Source organism: Bradyrhizobium sp. (genome assembly GCF_047605465.1).
Taxonomy (GTDB): domain Bacteria; phylum Pseudomonadota; class Alphaproteobacteria; order Rhizobiales; family Xanthobacteraceae; genus Bradyrhizobium.
Genome location: NZ_JASGFS010000037.1, coordinates 1 through 14498, shown reverse-complemented (window position 1 = coordinate 14498; position 14498 = coordinate 1). Strand labels below are relative to the sequence as shown.

The window sequence follows — 14498 nt, the reverse complement described above, 5'->3', positions numbered from 1 at the left end:
TCCGCCGACGCATTGATTCATTGAGGTTTTGAAACGCCATGACCGTACGCCTGCATCGCGGCGACCTGCCCGACCTCTCCCGCTACACCGGATCGGTGGCGATCGACACCGAGACCATGGGGCTGAACCCGCATCGCGACCGGCTCTGCGTGGTCCAGCTCTCGCCCGGCGACGGCAGCGCCGACGTGGTGCAGATTCCGAAAGGCCACACCGACGCGCCGAACCTGAAGGCGCTGCTGGCCAATCCCGCGATCACCAAGATCTTCCACTACGCGCGCTTCGACGTCGCCGTGCTGTACCAGACCTTCGGCGTCATGACGCAGCCGCTGTACTGCACCAAGATCGCGTCGCGCCTGACCCGCACCTATACCGACCGGCACGGCCTGAAGGACCTCGTCCGCGAGGTGCTCAATGTCGACCTCTCCAAGCAACAGCAATCCAGCGACTGGGGCTCCGACAGCCTCACCGAGCCGCAGCTCGCCTACGCCGCCTCGGACGTGCTGCACCTGCATGGCCTGCGCGAGCGGCTGGACGCGATGCTGGTGCGCGAGGGCCGCACGGGGCTGGCGAAGGCCTGCTTCGAATTCCTGCCGACCCGGGCCTTGCTCGACCTCCAGGGCTGGGAGGCCGAGGACATTTTTGCGCATTCCTGAGCGGCGCCGCGGCGGCCGCCGCCCCGTTTCGGACACAGTCGTAACGGCCTGTCGCTGGCTGCATATCCCGGCCGCGCCGGGTACAATGGGGCATCCTCGATTGGAGCCTTCCTCTGGAACAGGCTAGCGACGCCCCTGGAGCAGCGGTGAACTCGGCCCAGAATCCAACCTACGACGCCGCGCTCGCGGCGAAGTTCGCCAGCGCGGCGCGTCACAGCCGCCTGGTGAGGATTCTGCGCATCGCCGTGCCGGGCGCGGTGCTGCTGTCCATGGCCGCCATCGTCGGCGTGTCGATCTTCAACCCGTTCCGCATGCTGATGCCGAAGCTGCCGCTCGATTCCGGAAACCTGGTGGTGTCGGGCACCAAGATCACGATGGAATCGCCGCACCTGGCCGGCTACACGCCGGACCGGCGCCCCTACGAGCTCTGGGCCAAGACGGCGACCCAGGACATCACCGATCCCGACCATGTCGATCTCGCGGATCTGCGCGCGAAGGTCCTGATGGAGGACCAATCGACCCTGTTCCTCGATGCCCGCAACGGGCGGTTCGACAACAAGCAGCAGCAGCTCGACCTGCACAAGGACATCTTCCTGCGCACCTCGACCGGCTACGAGGCGCGGCTGAACTCGGCCTTCGTCGACATGGGCAAGGGCACGGTTTCGTCGGACGAGCATGTCGACGTCAAGCTGACCAACGGCACGCTGACCTCCGACCGGCTGCGCATCACCGAGGGCGGCGATGTCATCCGCTTCGAGGGCAATGTGGTGATGCATCTGGACAAGCTCAGCACGGATGAGCCGGCGCCGCCTTCGGAGCCCGCGCCTGCGCCCACGCCCGCGGCAAAGCCGCGCGCCTCCAACAAATCCGCCAATTCAAGATGATCGAAATGACGAAGCCCTTTTCCCGCGGCGCAGACAGGCGTGCCGCTGCCACCGGCGCTGCCGCAGCCGCTCTCCTGATCGCGCTGTTCGCGGCCGATGCCGGCTTTGCGCAGAGCACCATGCAGGGCGTGCCCAACGCGATGCAGGGCTTCTCGCAGAACCGCGATCAGCCGATCCAGATCGAAGCGGCTTCGCTCGAGATGCGGGACAAGAAGAAGGAGGCGACCTTCGCCGGCAACGTGAAGGTCGTGCAGGGCGACACCACCATGACGTCGAAGACGCTTGTGGTGTTCTACGAATCCAGCGGCGGCCAGCCGGCTGCTTCGCCGCAGCCTGCGGCGAAGGCCACCAAAGGCGCGGCGATGCAGTCGGCGACGCCGGGCCCGGGCGGCAGCTCCTCGATCAAGCGGCTGGAGGCGCGCGGCAATGTCGTCGTCACCCAGAAGGATCAGGTCGTGACCGGCGAGACCGCCGTCTTCGACACCAAGACGAACCTCATCACCATGCTCGGCGGCGTGGTTCTGACGCAGTGCAAGAACGTGCTGCGCGGCGACCGGCTGATGGTCGACATGACGACCGGCGTGTCGCGCGTGGAATCGGACAGCGGCAGGGTGCAGGCGCTGCTGCCGCAGGGCGGCGGCAATGATTGTGGCCAGGGCAAGCCCGGCGCCGGGCCGCCTTTGCAATTGCCTGGCGCAACTAAACAGAAGTAGTTTCAATGGCTTGGGTCGATTGGTGTCGATCCGAGGTTGAAGCTTGCCCGGCGAGACTGTATCTAGCGCGGCGGGCTTTCGAAGCGGAAACCGCCGCTTATCTGGGGTGTGTCACTGGGCATGAGACACCTTTTCACCCATGCTGCATCGGGCCAATCGCAACCGGTGCGGCTGATCGCGGAATCGCCGCGCAAGGCTAGAAGGCGGGGATGGTCGACCTATTCAGCATGTTCCGTCGGCGCCCCGCCAAACGCGGCCGGCCAGGATTTGCGCGTCAGGACATCACGTCGCTCGGTGACAATGTCGGGGGTCTCGTGACCAGCCCGGTTCGGGACGCGCCGCCGATCGCCCGCGAGAGGACGGCGGCCGCGCCCGGCCAGTTCCAGGGCGATTTCCAGGCGGACTACCAGGGCGAGTTTCAGCCCGAGCCCCGTCCGCAGGCGGTTCATCCGGTCAGGGCCGCGAGCCGGCCCAATGCTGCTGCCGGCGCGCCGCAGCTCTTGCGGCGGCCGGGCTTCCTGGCTGTGCATAGCGTGGAAAAGGCCTTCGGCAGCCGCCAGGTGGTGCGCGGGGTCAGCATCTATGTGCGCCGCGGCGAAGCGGTCGGCCTGCTCGGCCCCAACGGCGCCGGCAAGACCACCGTGTTCTACATGATCACCGGCCTGATCAAGGCCGATCGCGGTGCGATCGAGCTTGACGGCCACGATGTCACGAAGCTGCCGATGTACCAGCGCGCCCGGCTCGGCATCGGCTATCTGCCACAGGAAGCCTCGATCTTCCGCGGCCTCACGGTCGAGCAGAACATCCGCGCCGTGCTCGAAGTGGTCGAGCCTTCGCGCAAGAAGCGCGAGCAGCAGCTGGATTCACTGCTCGACGAGTTCAACATCACGCGGCTGCGGAAATCGCCCTCGATCGCGCTGTCCGGCGGCGAGCGCCGCCGCGTCGAGATCGCGCGCGCGCTGGCGACGCGTCCGAACTACATGCTGCTCGACGAGCCTTTCGCCGGCATCGATCCGATCGCGGTCGGCGACATTCAGGATCTCGTCCGCCATCTCACCAATCGCGGCATCGGCGTTCTCATCACCGACCACAATGTCCGCGAGACGCTCGGCCTCACCGACCGCGCCTATATCGTCTATGCCGGTGAAATCTTGACCGAGGGGAGCCCGGATGAGATCGTCGCTGATCCGGATGTTCGCCGCCTTTACCTTGGCGAGGAGTTCCGCCTCTAGCCCGTTTTTCCAATTCGTCAAGGCGTGTACATCGGGCTCAGACTAGGATAAGCAAAAATCGGACCAAATTTTTGGGAACGGTTCTTGCTTCATGGCGCTGACGCAGAGATTAGAGTTCCGACAGTCGCAGTCGTTGGTGATGACGCCGCAGTTGATGCAGGCGATCAAGCTGCTGCAGCTGTCCAATCTCGATCTCACGACCTTCGTCGAGGAGGAGCTGGAGCGCAATCCGCTGCTGGAACGCGCGAGTGACGAGCCCCCGGCGGGCGAAGCTCCGGCCGAGGCCGCGAATTACGGCGATTCCGACGAATCCGGCGGCAGCCATGGCGAGGAAGGCCTGGGCGGCAGCACCGACGGGTTCGAACCGGGCCAGGAAGAATGGATGAGCAAGGATCTCGGCACCCGCGCCGAGATCGAGCAGACCCTGGACACCGGCCTGGACAACGTCTTCTCCGAGGAACCGGCCGAGGCGGCTGCGCGCAACGCCCAGGACGCGGCCCCCAGCGTCTACACCGAATGGGGCGGCGGCGCCTCCGGGGACGAGGACTACAATCTCGAGGCTTTCGTCGCGGCGGAAACGACGCTCGGAGATCATCTGGCCGAGCAGCTCTCGGTCGCCTTCTCCGCGCCCGCGCAGCGCATGATCGGCCAGTATCTGATCGACCTCGTCGATGAGGCCGGCTATCTGCCGCCCGATCTCGGACAGGCCGCCGAGCGGCTTGGCGCATCGCAGCAGGACGTCGAGGACGTTCTCGCCGTGCTGCAAAAATTCGATCCGCCCGGCGTCTGTGCGCGCAGCCTCAGCGAATGCCTGGCGATCCAGCTCCGCGAACTCGACCGTTACGATCCCGCGATGCAGGCGCTGGTCGAGCGCCTCGATCTTCTCGCCAAGCGCGACATTGCGGGCCTGCGCAAGGTCTGCGGTGTCGACGACGAGGACATCGCCGACATGATCGGCGAGATTCGCCGCCTCAATCCCAAGCCGGGCATGAAGTTCGGCACTTCGCGCCTGCAGACCATGGTGCCGGACGTCTACGTCCGTCCGGGTCCCGACGGCGGCTGGCACGTCGAGCTCAACAGCGACACGTTGCCGCGCGTGCTGGTGAACCAGACCTACTATTCCGAGCTATCGAAGAAGATCGGCAAGGACGGCGACAAGTCCTATTTCACCGACGCGCTGCAGAACGCCACGTGGCTCGTGCGCGCGCTCGACCAGCGCGCCCGCACCATCCTGAAGGTCGCGACCGAGATCGTGCGCCAGCAGGACGGCTTCTTCACCCACGGCGTGGCGCACCTGCGGCCGCTGAATCTGAAGGCTGTCGCGGACGCCATCCAGATGCACGAATCGACGGTGTCGCGCGTCACCGCCAACAAATACATGGCGACCAATCGCGGCACGTTCGAGCTGAAATATTTCTTCACGGCGTCGATCGCATCGGCCGATGGCGGCGAGGCGCACTCGGCCGAGGCCGTTCGCCACCACATCAAGCAACTGATCGATTCGGAAGATCCTTCCGCGATCCTGTCGGACGACACGATCGTGGAACGGTTACGCGCTTCGGGCATTGATATTGCCCGCCGCACGGTCGCGAAATACCGCGAAGCCATGCGCATTCCCTCCTCGGTGCAACGCCGCAGAGACAAGCAGAGCGCTCTTGGTAACGTCCTCTCTACCGCAATGTCCGATCGCTCCCGCAACACCGAACCGGCCTGATTGCGTCGGCGCCAAATCGCGCTACTCTCAATCTCACATCGAGATCGATCCAAGCTAGGCAACTAGGTGAGGTTCTCATGACTCTCCGCATTTCGGGAAAGAGCATCAGCGTCGGCGAGGCCCTGCGCGGCCGCGTTGCAGACCGCACCGACGAGGTTCTTCGCAAATATTTCGACGGCAACTATTCCGGCCACATCACGCTGAGCAAGGACGGCTTCGGCTTCCGGACCGACTGCGCGCTGCATCTCGATTCGGGAATCACGCTGGAAGCCGATTCGAACGCGCCGGACGCCTATGCCAGCGCCGACCAGGCGCTGCTGATGATCGAGAAGCGATTGCGGCGCTACAAGAGCCGCCTGAAGGATCGCTCCGCCCGCAAGGCCCATGTCGCGTCCGCCGCGCTCGCGGCGCTCGACGCCACCAGCTACGTGCTGGAGGCGCCGGCCGAAGGCGAGGACGAAGTCACCGGCTACAGCCCCGTGATCATTGCGGAGGCAACCACCTCGCTGAAGCTGCTGTCGGTCAGCGAGGCCGTCATGGAACTCGACCTGAGCGGGGCACCCTGCCTGGTATTCCAGCACGGCTCGAGCGGCCGGGTGAACATCATTTACCGGCGCGCCGACGGCAATGTCGGCTGGGTCGATCCGCCCGGAGCCAAGGCGGATAAGGCCGACGGCAAGGCCTGAGGTCCCATATCCCGGGGCCGGCCCCCGCACCCCCTTAACAATGTCCGGGGCAAAGCTGCACGCGGGAGTTGGCACCGGGATTGCGTTGGAGTAGAAGCGCCCCACATCTGGACCGGGGCTAAGTCCGCCTTCCGCTTCACCTTATCGACGCCGGCCCGGCTTGGTTCTTCCAAGCTGGCAAATTTGGAACCTCACGGTTTTAATTCACCTCGGAACACTTTCATGCCGATTACCGATCTGGTCGCGCCCGAGGCGATTCTTCCGGCACTGAAGGTCAACAGCAAGAAACAGGCTCTCCAGGAACTCGCGGCCAAGGCCGCCGAGCTCACTGGCCAGAACGAGCGCTCGATCTTCGAGGTTCTGCTGCAGCGGGAAAAGCTCGGCACAACTGCCGTCGGTTACGGCGTTGCGATTCCGCACGGCAAGCTGCCCAAGCTGGAAAAGATCTTCGGTCTGTTCGCGCGCCTCGATCGTCCGATCGATTTCGAGGCGATGGACGGCCAGCCGGTCGATCTCGTGTTCCTGCTGCTGGCGCCGGAAGGCGCGGGCGCCGATCATCTCAAGGCGCTGGCACGCATCGCCCGCCTGCTGCGCGACCAGGACATCGCCAAGAAGCTCCGCGCCTCGCGCGATGCCCAGGCGATCTACTCCGTGCTCGCACTGCCGCCGGCGACCGCGGCTTAATCTTCATCTCCGATCGCGAGCGCAGGTGCTGCGTCTCGCTTCCCGTGCGCCGGACGCATGCGCTCCGTCATTGGCGCACCGTTTCTCGTTCTCGTCATTGCGAGGAGCGAAGCGACGAAGCAATCCAGACAGTCTCAGAGCACACAGTCCGGATTGTTCCGCTGCGCTCGCAATGAAGAGGGCCGCATGCGCGCGCCGCCATCCAAAATAAAAACGGGCACGCCTTCGTGTGAAGGCATGCCCGCTTGAAATTTCAGTTCGCGTGGCGCGCGTTCAGTGCACGCTGACGGCTTGCAGCTCGTTACTCCAGGCGTTGGCGATCGCGGCTTCGCGGCTGTCGGTCAGCATGATCGGCGTGCCGTCGGCGGCGTGGAGCGCGAAGAGCTTGAGGCCGGGCGCAATCTTCGGAGCTTCGGGAAACAGGCCGGGCACATCCTCGGAGCGGATCTGCTTCACATAGGCGATGTGGCCTTCGCCGAGATTTGCCAGCGTCTCCGGCGAGACGTTCTGGGCTTCGTATTCGAACACAACGTGACCTTCACTCATGGTCTCGACTCCTCTCTCGAAACTAAGCGGTCGAGTCCGCTACTCGTTCCATTATTCGTGCTCATTGATAGCGATTGTCTTAACGATCCTCTCCGGTTCCGGCCGGGCGAGATCGATCGACAACAACCCGTTTTTCAGATCCGCTCCCAGCACAAGCATCCCCTCCGCCAGCACGAAGGTGCGCTGGAAGTGGCGCGCGGCGATGCCGCGGTGGATGTATTGCCGGGATTTGTCGTCCTGCTGCCGCCCGCGGATCACGAGCTGGTTTTCCTCAATGGTTACATCGAGTTGGTCACGGGTGAATCCGGCGACCGCCAGCGTGATGCGTAAGCGCTCGGGTTGGCCGTCCGATCGCTCACACCTCTCGATATTGTAGGGAGGGTAACCGTCGGCGCCTTTGACGACGCGATCGAGCACGCGCTCAATCTCGTCGAAGCCCAGGAGGAACGGACTGGAAAGCGTGGGAACACGAGACATAGTTTACAAAGTCCTCTCGAAGCGACTTTGGTGTTTCGGGGCCCGATCAAGGCACCCCTTGGTCAGCAATATGGGCATATCCCTGTGGAGGTTCAAGCACCTAGCCCGAGCCCTGCACAGCCGTCATTCCAGCCGGGCGCGAAGCACCGAATCCGGAATCCCCTGTGGAGCGCTGGAATTCGATCCGCCCGCGCCGGTGCTCCCGAGATGCCCCGGCAGGTTCCGGCTACTGTGCATGGGGTTGTTTTCGGCTTTTTGGCCGGACGCCCCTCGCGGAACCGGTCAGGCCTCGATCCGCGTCCGCCCGTCGCCGCTGAACAGATGCAGCTTGGCCGGCACCGCCGCGACGCGGATCTTCTGGCCGATGGCCGGGGCCTCGGTTCCGGGGATGCGGACGATGACCTCGCCCGGCGGCAGTTCGCCCGGGGTCGCGGCGACGCGCTGCTCGTCCTGGGCGCGCGAACCGTAGACGAAGGTCTCGGCGCCGACGCGCTCGATCGCTTCGACGGTCAGCGACAGTGCGACGCCGCCGGACGGCGTCAGCTCGGTGATGACGAAATCTTCCGGGCGGATGCCGAGGATGCCGGCGTCGGTCGCGCGGCCGCCGAGCTGCGATTTGATCTCGTCGGGACGCGTCGACATCAGGTTCATCGGTGGCGCGCCGATGAAGGAGGCGACGAAGGTCGTCGCCGGCTTCTCGTAGATCGCCAGGGGATTGCCGACCTGCTCGACCTGGCCGCCATTCATCACCACGAGAATGTCGGCGAGCGTCATCGCCTCGAGCTGGTCGTGGGTGACGTAGATCGACGTCGTGTTGAGCCGGCGCTGCAATTTGCGGATCTCGACCCGCATCGCGATGCGCAGCTTGGCGTCGAGATTGGAGAGCGGCTCGTCGAACAGGAACACCTTGGGCTGGCGCACGATGGCGCGGCCCATCGCGACACGCTGGCGCTGGCCGCCGGAGAGCTGGCGCGGCTTGCGTTCCAGCATCGGGGAGAGCTCGAGCACGCGCGCGGCGTCCTCGACGCGGGTCTTGATCTCGGCCTCGGCCATGCCGCGGTTGCGCAGGCCGTAGGCCATGTTGTTGTAGACGCTCATATGCGGGTAGAGCGCGTAGTTCTGGAACACCATCGCGATGTCGCGGTCGGCGGGCTCGACCTGGTTGACGACGCGGCCGCCGATGTCGATCTCGCCGCCGGTGACGGTCTCGAGCCCCGCGACCATCCGGAGCAGCGTCGACTTGCCGCAGCCGGAAGGACCGACCAGCACGCAGAACTGGCCGTCGCCGACATCGACGTCGACGCCCTTGATGGCCTCGAAGCCGCCGGGATAGGTCTTGCGGACGTTGCGCAGGGTGACGTTAGCCATGGGTTCTTCCAGCGAGTAGCGAACGGCGAAAGCCGAATGGGGAAACAAGGCACGCGAAGCGGCTGACGGGCACGTCCATTCGCGATGCGCCAGTCACCGATCGCCCCATCACTTTTCGGTCTCGACCAGTCCGCGCACGAACAATTTCTGCATGGCGACGACGACGAACACCGGCGGCAGCATCGCCAGCACGGCGGTCGCCATCACGATCGGCCATTCGGTCAGCGCATCGGTGGTGGTGATCATCTTGCGGATGCCGACCTGGATGGTCTGCATGTCGTCGCGCGTGGTGATGAGCAGCGGCCAGAGATACTGGTTCCAGCCGAGAATGAAGAGGATCACGAACAGCGCCGCCATGTTGGTGCGCGACAGCGGCAGCAGCGTGTCCCAGAAGAAGCGCAGCGGACCGGCGCCGTCGATGCGGGAGGCTTCGAGCAGCTCGTCCGGCACGGTCATGAAGAACTGGCGGAACAGCAGCGTCGCGGTGGCTGAGGCGATCAGCGGCAGCGCCAGGCCCGCATAGCTGTCGAGCATGTGCAGGTCGGCGACGATCTTGTAGGTCGGATAGATGCGCACCTCGACCGGGAGCATCAGAGTGATGAAGATGATCCAGAAGATCGGCATCCGGAACGGAAAGCGGAAATACACGATCGCATAGGCCGAGATGATCGAGATCGCGATCTTGCCAACCGCGATCAGCAGCGCCATCACCAGCGAGTTCAGCATCATGTTGCCGACGGGCTCGCGGGTCGAGCCGCTCGTGCCGACGAAGATTGTCTGGTAGTAGACCTCGAAGAAATGCCCGCCCGGCAGCAGCGACATCTGTCCGTTCGCGATCAGCGCGTTGTCCTGCGTCGAGGCGACGATCGCGATGTAGACGGGGAACGCGACGATCGCGATCCCGATCCAGAGGATGATGTGGGCGACGTAGCGCCGAAAGCCCTCTTGCTCGACCATCAGTAGGTCACCTTACGCTCGACGAAGCGGAACTGGATTCCCGTCAGTACGATGACGAGGATCATCAGGATCACCGATTGCGCCGCGGAGCTGCCGAGATTGCCGCCGAGCAGGCCGTCGGAATAGACCTTGTAGACCAGCGTGACCGTCGACGTTCCCGGACCGCCGCGCGTCATGGTGTCGATGATGCCGAACGTGTCGAAGAAGGCGTAGACGATGTTGACGACCAGCAGGAAGAAGATGGTCGGCGACAGCAGCGGGAAGGTGACGGTCCAGAACCGCCGCATCGGGCGCGCGCCGTCGATCGCGGCGGCTTCGAACACGCTTCGCGGGATGGCCTGCAGGCCGGCGAGGAAGAACAGGAAATTGTAGGAGATCTGCTTCCAGGCCGCGGCGAGGATGATCAGCAGCGCGGCCTGGTCGCCGTCGAGCAGCGGATTCCAGTCGATGCCGGCGGCGCGCAGGTAGCGCGCGAGCACGCCGAGCGAGGGATGCAGCATGAAGATCCAGAGCACGCCGACGACCGGCGGCGCGACCGCGTAGGGCCAGATCAGGAGCGTGCGGTAGAGCATCGAGCCGCGCAGCGGCTTGTCCGCCATGACGGCGAGCAGCAGCGCAAAGGACAGCGACGAGACCGCGATCGCGAACGAGAAGAAGAAGGTGCGGACGATCGCCTCGAAATAGGCGGGGTCCTTGAACAGCTCGATGTAATTGTCGAACCAGACGAAGGTGGTCGACAGGCCGAAGGCGTCCTGGAGCAGGAAGGACTGGATCACCGCCTGCAGCGCGGGCCAGTAGAAAAAGATCAGGACGATCGCCAGTTGCGGGGCAACCAGCGCATAGGGCAACAGCTTTGACTGGAAGATCGCCTGCTTCTGCATGATGTCAGGAGAGCGGCAGGCCACGCATTCGCGGCCTGCCGCTCATCGCCTCACTTCACGGCGGTCTTTTCGAACTGCCGCAGCATGGTGTTGCCGCGTTCGACGGCGGCATCGAGCGCCTGCTTGGCGGTCTTCTTGCCGGCGAGGGCCTGCTCGATCTCCTCCGACCAGACGTCACGCAGCTGAACCATGTTGCCGAGGCGCAGGCCGCGGGAGTTCTCGGTCGGCTCCTTGTTGGTCAGCTCGAGCAGCGGGGTCTCGAGATAGGGCTGGTCCTTGTAGAAGCCCTCGTCCTTCGCCTTGGCGTAGGCCGCCTTGGTGATCGGCAGATAGCCGGACGCCTTGTGGATGTAGACCTGGCGATCGGTGTCCGAGAGGAAGGTCAGGAACTTGGCAACGCCCTTGTATTCATCGGCCGACTTGCCGCCCATGACCCAGAGCGAAGCGCCGCCGATGATCGAGTTCTGCGGCGCGCCCTTGACGTCCGGATAATAGGGCATCGGCACGGCGTTGAAGTTGAACTTGGCCTGCGCCTTGACGTTGCCGAAGAAGGCCGACGACGTCAGGTAGATCGCGCATTCACCCGAGGTGAAGCGGCCTTCGCCGGTGTTGGTGCGGCCGGCATAGTCGTAGGTCTTGTCCTTCTGGAGCTCGACCAGCTTCTCGAGATGCTTGACCTGGAGCGGTCCGTTGAACTCGAGCACGGTGTCGAAGCCGTCGAGGCCGTTGGCCTTGGTGGAGAGCGGCAGGTTGTGCCAGGCGGAGAGCTGCTCGAGATTGACCCAGGTGACCCAGGAACCGGAGAAGCCGCAGGTCGGATGACCGTTGTCGTGCAGCTTCTTGGCGACCTCGAACACTTCGGGCCAGGTCTTCGGGATCTCGGCGTTGACCTTCTTGAGCTCGTCGAGATTGACCCACATCACGGTCGACGACGAGTTGAAGGGGAAGGACAGCATGTCGCCCTTCGAGGTCGAGTAGTAGCCGGTGATCGCGGGCAGGTAGGCCTTCGGATCGAACTTCTCGCCGGTCTCGGCCATCAGCTTGTAGACGGGCTTCACGGCGCCGGTCGCGGCCATCATGGTCGCGGTGCCGACCTCGAACACCTGCATGATGTGCGGGGCGTTGCCGGCGCGGAAGGCGGCGATGCCGGCGTTCATCGTGTCGGGATAGTTGCCCTTGTAGGTCGGGATGACCTTGTAGTCGGTCTGCGACGCGTTGAAGTCGTTGGCGAGCTTGACGATGACGTCGTTGTTGGCGCCGGTCATCGCGTGCCACCACTGGATCTCGGTCACAGCCAGCGCCGGTGAAGCCGTCAAGCCGACCGTGACTGCTACAGCGGCAGCCGCCCCAAAGTGTCGAAGAGCCATCAAGTAAACCTCCCTTGCCGTCAAAAAGAAGCGCTTGCGCTAGCAGCGCCACATGACGTTCACATGACTGTGTAAGCGGGAGAAACGAAAGCAGCAAGCGCTGCCGATTGGGAAGTCGTCAAATAGGCGAAGGCGGCGCGGCGGCCTCCTCCGTTCGATGCAGGCGCGGATCCCGCACCGCAGTGCGGCATTGCGAGACCGGCGAGCGGGCCGCAGCTTCGAAAACCTCCCCCGCTTGCGGGAGAGGGAACGCATCGCCGCGAAAAGCCTAGCGCTTGCGCTCGGGTCCGCAGACCGTGCCTTTCTCGACCAGCGCGTCGATCTCGGCCTTGGTATACCCGAATTCGCCCAGGACCTCGGCAGAGTGCTGGCTGAATTTCGGCGGCAGGCGGCGCAGGCTCGGCTTGCTGCGGTCGAGCCGGATCGGCGATGCCACGCCCTTGTACCAGTCCTTCTCGATGATATCGCCGCGGGCGATTGTGTGCGGGTTGGTCAGCGCCTGGTCGATCTTCTGCACGGGGCCCGCCGGCAGGCCCGCCGCGAGCAGGCGGTTGCAGAGCGGCTCGGCCTCGTGCTGGCTGAACACGGCGGCCAGTTCGGCGCGCAGTGCTTCGCGATTGGCGATGCGGTCCTTGTTGCGGGCGAAGCGCGGATCGGTGCCGAGCTCGGGCTTGCCGATCTCCTTGGCGAGCTTGCGGAAGGTGCCGTCATTGCCGACGCCGATGAAGATGTTGTCGGTCTTCGTCGGGAAGATCGCGTAGGGCACGAGGTTCGGATGCTCGTTGCCGGTCAGGCTCGGTGGCTTGCCGTGCATGAAATAGTTCGCGGTGTGCGGATGCATGATGGCGAGGCCGGTCTCGTACAGCGTCGTCTCCAGGAACTGTCCCTGGCCAGACCGCTGCCGCTCCGACAGTGCCATCAGGATGCCGATCGCGGCGTAGAGGCCGGTGGTGATGTCGACCAGCGGCACGCCGATCCGCATCGGCCCGCTCTCCGGCGAGCCGGTCGCCGCGATCATGCCGGTCATCGCCTGGATGATGGCGTCATAGCCGGGGTTGCCGCCGCGCGGACCGTCGGCGCCGAAGCCGCAGATCCGGCAATGCACGAGACGCGGGAATTTCTCGCGCAGCACCTCGTTGCCGATGCCCCATTTCTCCAGCGTGCCCGGCTTGAAATTCTCGATCAGGACGTCGGCGGTCTCCAGCATCTTCAGCAGCACGGTACGGCCGCCCTCCGAGGCGAGGTCGATCCCGATCGAGCGCTTGTTGCGGTTGATGCCGACGAAATAAGCCGCGTCGTCGTCGTGGAAGGGAGGGCCCCAGTCGCGCACCTCGTCGCCTGCGGGCGGCTCGACCTTGATCACGTCGGCGCCGTGGTCGGCGAGAATCTGGGTGCAGTAGGGACCGCCGAGCACGCGCGTGAGGTCGATGACGCGCAGTCCGCTCATTGCGCCCGATGCGGCTCCAGAACCGGCGGCTTCAGAACTCATGCCTTCGCTTCCCCTGTGTCGGTCGTCGATCACAGGCCTAGCGAGGTTCGGCGGGACCGGCAATGGCTTCCTGCGCGGGCGCGTATGCGGCGCTCAGGTCCAATCCCGCAACGTGGCAAATCGAGCGGAAGTGGCCGACCCGAGGGGGATCTCGGACCGGCCAATCCGCCCGAGGATCAGACGATCTTCAGACGGACGTCGACATTGCCGCGCGTGGCATTGGAGTAGGGGCACACCTGATGGGCCTTCGTCACCAGCGCCTCGGCGTCCGCGCGGGCGAGGCCCGGCAGCGAGACGGCAAGCTCGACGTCGAGGCCGAAGCCGCCCTCGGAGCGCGGGCCGATGCCGACGGTCGAGGTGACGGAGGCGTCGGCCGGGACCTTCGCGCCGCCCTGAGAGGCCACGAATTTCATCGCGCCAATGAAGCAGGCGGCATAGCCGGCCGCGAAGAGCTGCTCGGGATTGTTGCCCGCGCCGCCTCCGCCGCCGAGCTCCTTCGGCGTGGTGAGCTTGACGTCGAGCGCGCCGTCGAGGGTCGCGGCATGGCCGTCGCGGCCGCCGGTGGCCTTCGCGCTGGTCTTGTAGAGGACGTTGACCGACATGTTCCGTCTCCGTGGGATTCCGGTTGGGAGCATTCGTATTGCAGACAATTAGATTGTGCGCAATTGAAATTGCATCGTCTCACATTTAATTGTCCGCAATTGAATATTCGGCGCGCGCGCCCCACAATGCGGACGAATCCCGGAGGACGACGCGACCATGGCCCGGAAACAATCGGCGGCGGACACGCTGCTGCGGCTCGACAACCAGATCTGCTTCGCGGTCTATTCGGCCGCGCACACCTTCA

Annotated in this window: 15 protein-coding genes; 7 read left to right on the top strand and 8 right to left on the bottom strand. The window is 64.8% G+C overall.

Translation table 11 applies throughout. The annotated features are described in order from the left end of the window. Positions 1 to 38: 38 nt before the first annotated feature. From QM712_RS23640 to ptsN, 7 genes are all read left to right on the top strand, one after another. Positions 39 to 653 (top strand): ribonuclease D, encoded by a 615-nt coding sequence (locus QM712_RS23640; protein WP_415025556.1) that lies wholly within the window; start codon positions 39 to 41, stop codon positions 651 to 653. A 146-nt stretch (positions 654 to 799) separates the two neighbouring features. Next, positions 800 to 1537, top strand: a complete 738-nt coding sequence (gene lptC / locus QM712_RS23635) for an LPS export ABC transporter periplasmic protein LptC (protein ID WP_415025555.1) — start codon at positions 800 to 802, stop codon at positions 1535 to 1537. Between the two features lie 5 nt (positions 1538 to 1542). After that, positions 1543 to 2250 (top strand): LptA/OstA family protein, encoded by a 708-nt coding sequence (locus tag QM712_RS23630; RefSeq protein ID WP_415025554.1) that lies wholly within the window; start codon positions 1543 to 1545, stop codon positions 2248 to 2250. A gap of 209 nt (positions 2251 to 2459) precedes the next feature. Continuing rightward, complete coding sequence (lptB, locus tag QM712_RS23625) at positions 2460 to 3482, top strand: LPS export ABC transporter ATP-binding protein (RefSeq protein ID WP_415025553.1); 1023 nt, start codon at positions 2460 to 2462, stop codon at positions 3480 to 3482. A 91-nt stretch (positions 3483 to 3573) separates the two neighbouring features. Then, a complete protein-coding gene (gene rpoN, locus QM712_RS23620) occupies positions 3574 to 5196 on the top strand; it encodes an RNA polymerase factor sigma-54 (RefSeq protein WP_415025552.1) in 1623 nt (540 codons plus the stop codon). A 77-nt stretch (positions 5197 to 5273) separates the two neighbouring features. Beyond that, entirely contained in the window at positions 5274 to 5882 is a 609-nt protein-coding gene (hpf, locus tag QM712_RS23615; RefSeq protein ID WP_415025551.1) for a ribosome hibernation-promoting factor, HPF/YfiA family, read from the top strand. A gap of 222 nt (positions 5883 to 6104) precedes the next feature. After that, positions 6105 to 6566, top strand: coding sequence for a PTS IIA-like nitrogen regulatory protein PtsN (gene ptsN / locus QM712_RS23610; protein WP_074122528.1), 462 nt, complete (start codon positions 6105 to 6107; stop codon positions 6564 to 6566). Between the two features lie 273 nt (positions 6567 to 6839). Here ptsN and QM712_RS23605 read toward each other — a convergent pair whose 3' ends face one another. The 8 genes from QM712_RS23605 to QM712_RS23570 form a co-directional block, all read right to left on the bottom strand. Next, positions 6840 to 7112, bottom strand: coding sequence for a DUF1150 family protein (locus QM712_RS23605; protein ID WP_415025550.1), 273 nt, complete (start codon positions 7110 to 7112; stop codon positions 6840 to 6842). A 51-nt stretch (positions 7113 to 7163) separates the two neighbouring features. Continuing rightward, positions 7164 to 7589: an Hsp20 family protein gene (locus QM712_RS23600; RefSeq protein WP_211388084.1), complete on the bottom strand. Its 426-nt coding sequence runs from the start codon at positions 7587 to 7589 to the stop codon at positions 7164 to 7166. 282 nt (positions 7590 to 7871) lie between these two features. Next, positions 7872 to 8957: a sn-glycerol-3-phosphate import ATP-binding protein UgpC gene (locus tag QM712_RS23595; protein WP_415025549.1), complete on the bottom strand. Its 1086-nt coding sequence runs from the start codon at positions 8955 to 8957 to the stop codon at positions 7872 to 7874. A gap of 108 nt (positions 8958 to 9065) precedes the next feature. Continuing rightward, positions 9066 to 9914: a sn-glycerol-3-phosphate ABC transporter permease UgpE gene (gene ugpE, locus QM712_RS23590; RefSeq protein ID WP_415025548.1), complete on the bottom strand. Its 849-nt coding sequence runs from the start codon at positions 9912 to 9914 to the stop codon at positions 9066 to 9068. Continuing rightward, a complete protein-coding gene (gene ugpA, locus QM712_RS23585) occupies positions 9914 to 10795 on the bottom strand; it encodes a sn-glycerol-3-phosphate ABC transporter permease UgpA (protein ID WP_415025599.1) in 882 nt (293 codons plus the stop codon). Before ugpA ends, ugpE begins: the two co-directional genes overlap by 1 nt. A gap of 50 nt (positions 10796 to 10845) precedes the next feature. Continuing rightward, complete coding sequence (gene ugpB, locus QM712_RS23580; protein ID WP_415025547.1) at positions 10846 to 12162, bottom strand: sn-glycerol-3-phosphate ABC transporter substrate-binding protein UgpB; 1317 nt, start codon at positions 12160 to 12162, stop codon at positions 10846 to 10848. A gap of 268 nt (positions 12163 to 12430) precedes the next feature. Then, entirely contained in the window at positions 12431 to 13651 is a 1221-nt protein-coding gene (locus QM712_RS23575) for a CaiB/BaiF CoA transferase family protein (RefSeq protein ID WP_415025546.1), read from the bottom strand. 176 nt (positions 13652 to 13827) lie between these two features. Further along, positions 13828 to 14253, bottom strand: a complete 426-nt coding sequence (locus tag QM712_RS23570) for an organic hydroperoxide resistance protein (RefSeq protein WP_415025545.1) — start codon at positions 14251 to 14253, stop codon at positions 13828 to 13830. Positions 14254 to 14498: the final 245 nt, after the last annotated feature.

What these genes read in the sequence shown, in the direction of transcription:
- ugpA (WP_415025599.1), bottom strand. Translation starts at nt 10,795, where the DNA reads ATGCAGAAGCAGGCGATCTTCCAGTCAAAGCTGTTGCCCTATGCGCTG.
- QM712_RS23595 (WP_415025549.1), bottom strand. Translation starts at nt 8,957, where the DNA reads ATGGCTAACGTCACCCTGCGCAACGTCCGCAAGACCTATCCCGGCGGC.
- rpoN (WP_415025552.1), top strand. Translation starts at nt 3,574, where the DNA reads ATGGCGCTGACGCAGAGATTAGAGTTCCGACAGTCGCAGTCGTTGGTG.
- QM712_RS23570 (WP_415025545.1), bottom strand. Translation starts at nt 14,253, where the DNA reads ATGTCGGTCAACGTCCTCTACAAGACCAGCGCGAAGGCCACCGGCGGC.
- QM712_RS23640 (WP_415025556.1), top strand. Translation starts at nt 39, where the DNA reads ATGACCGTACGCCTGCATCGCGGCGACCTGCCCGACCTCTCCCGCTAC.
- ugpE (WP_415025548.1), bottom strand. Translation starts at nt 9,914, where the DNA reads ATGGTCGAGCAAGAGGGCTTTCGGCGCTACGTCGCCCACATCATCCTC.
- lptB (WP_415025553.1), top strand. Translation starts at nt 2,460, where the DNA reads ATGGTCGACCTATTCAGCATGTTCCGTCGGCGCCCCGCCAAACGCGGC.
- QM712_RS23630 (WP_415025554.1), top strand. Translation starts at nt 1,543, where the DNA reads ATGACGAAGCCCTTTTCCCGCGGCGCAGACAGGCGTGCCGCTGCCACC.
- ptsN (WP_074122528.1), top strand. Translation starts at nt 6,105, where the DNA reads ATGCCGATTACCGATCTGGTCGCGCCCGAGGCGATTCTTCCGGCACTG.
- QM712_RS23600 (WP_211388084.1), bottom strand. Translation starts at nt 7,589, where the DNA reads ATGTCTCGTGTTCCCACGCTTTCCAGTCCGTTCCTCCTGGGCTTCGAC.
- hpf (WP_415025551.1), top strand. Translation starts at nt 5,274, where the DNA reads ATGACTCTCCGCATTTCGGGAAAGAGCATCAGCGTCGGCGAGGCCCTG.
- QM712_RS23575 (WP_415025546.1), bottom strand. Translation starts at nt 13,651, where the DNA reads ATGAGTTCTGAAGCCGCCGGTTCTGGAGCCGCATCGGGCGCAATGAGC.
- QM712_RS23605 (WP_415025550.1), bottom strand. Translation starts at nt 7,112, where the DNA reads ATGAGTGAAGGTCACGTTGTGTTCGAATACGAAGCCCAGAACGTCTCG.
- ugpB (WP_415025547.1), bottom strand. Translation starts at nt 12,162, where the DNA reads ATGGCTCTTCGACACTTTGGGGCGGCTGCCGCTGTAGCAGTCACGGTC.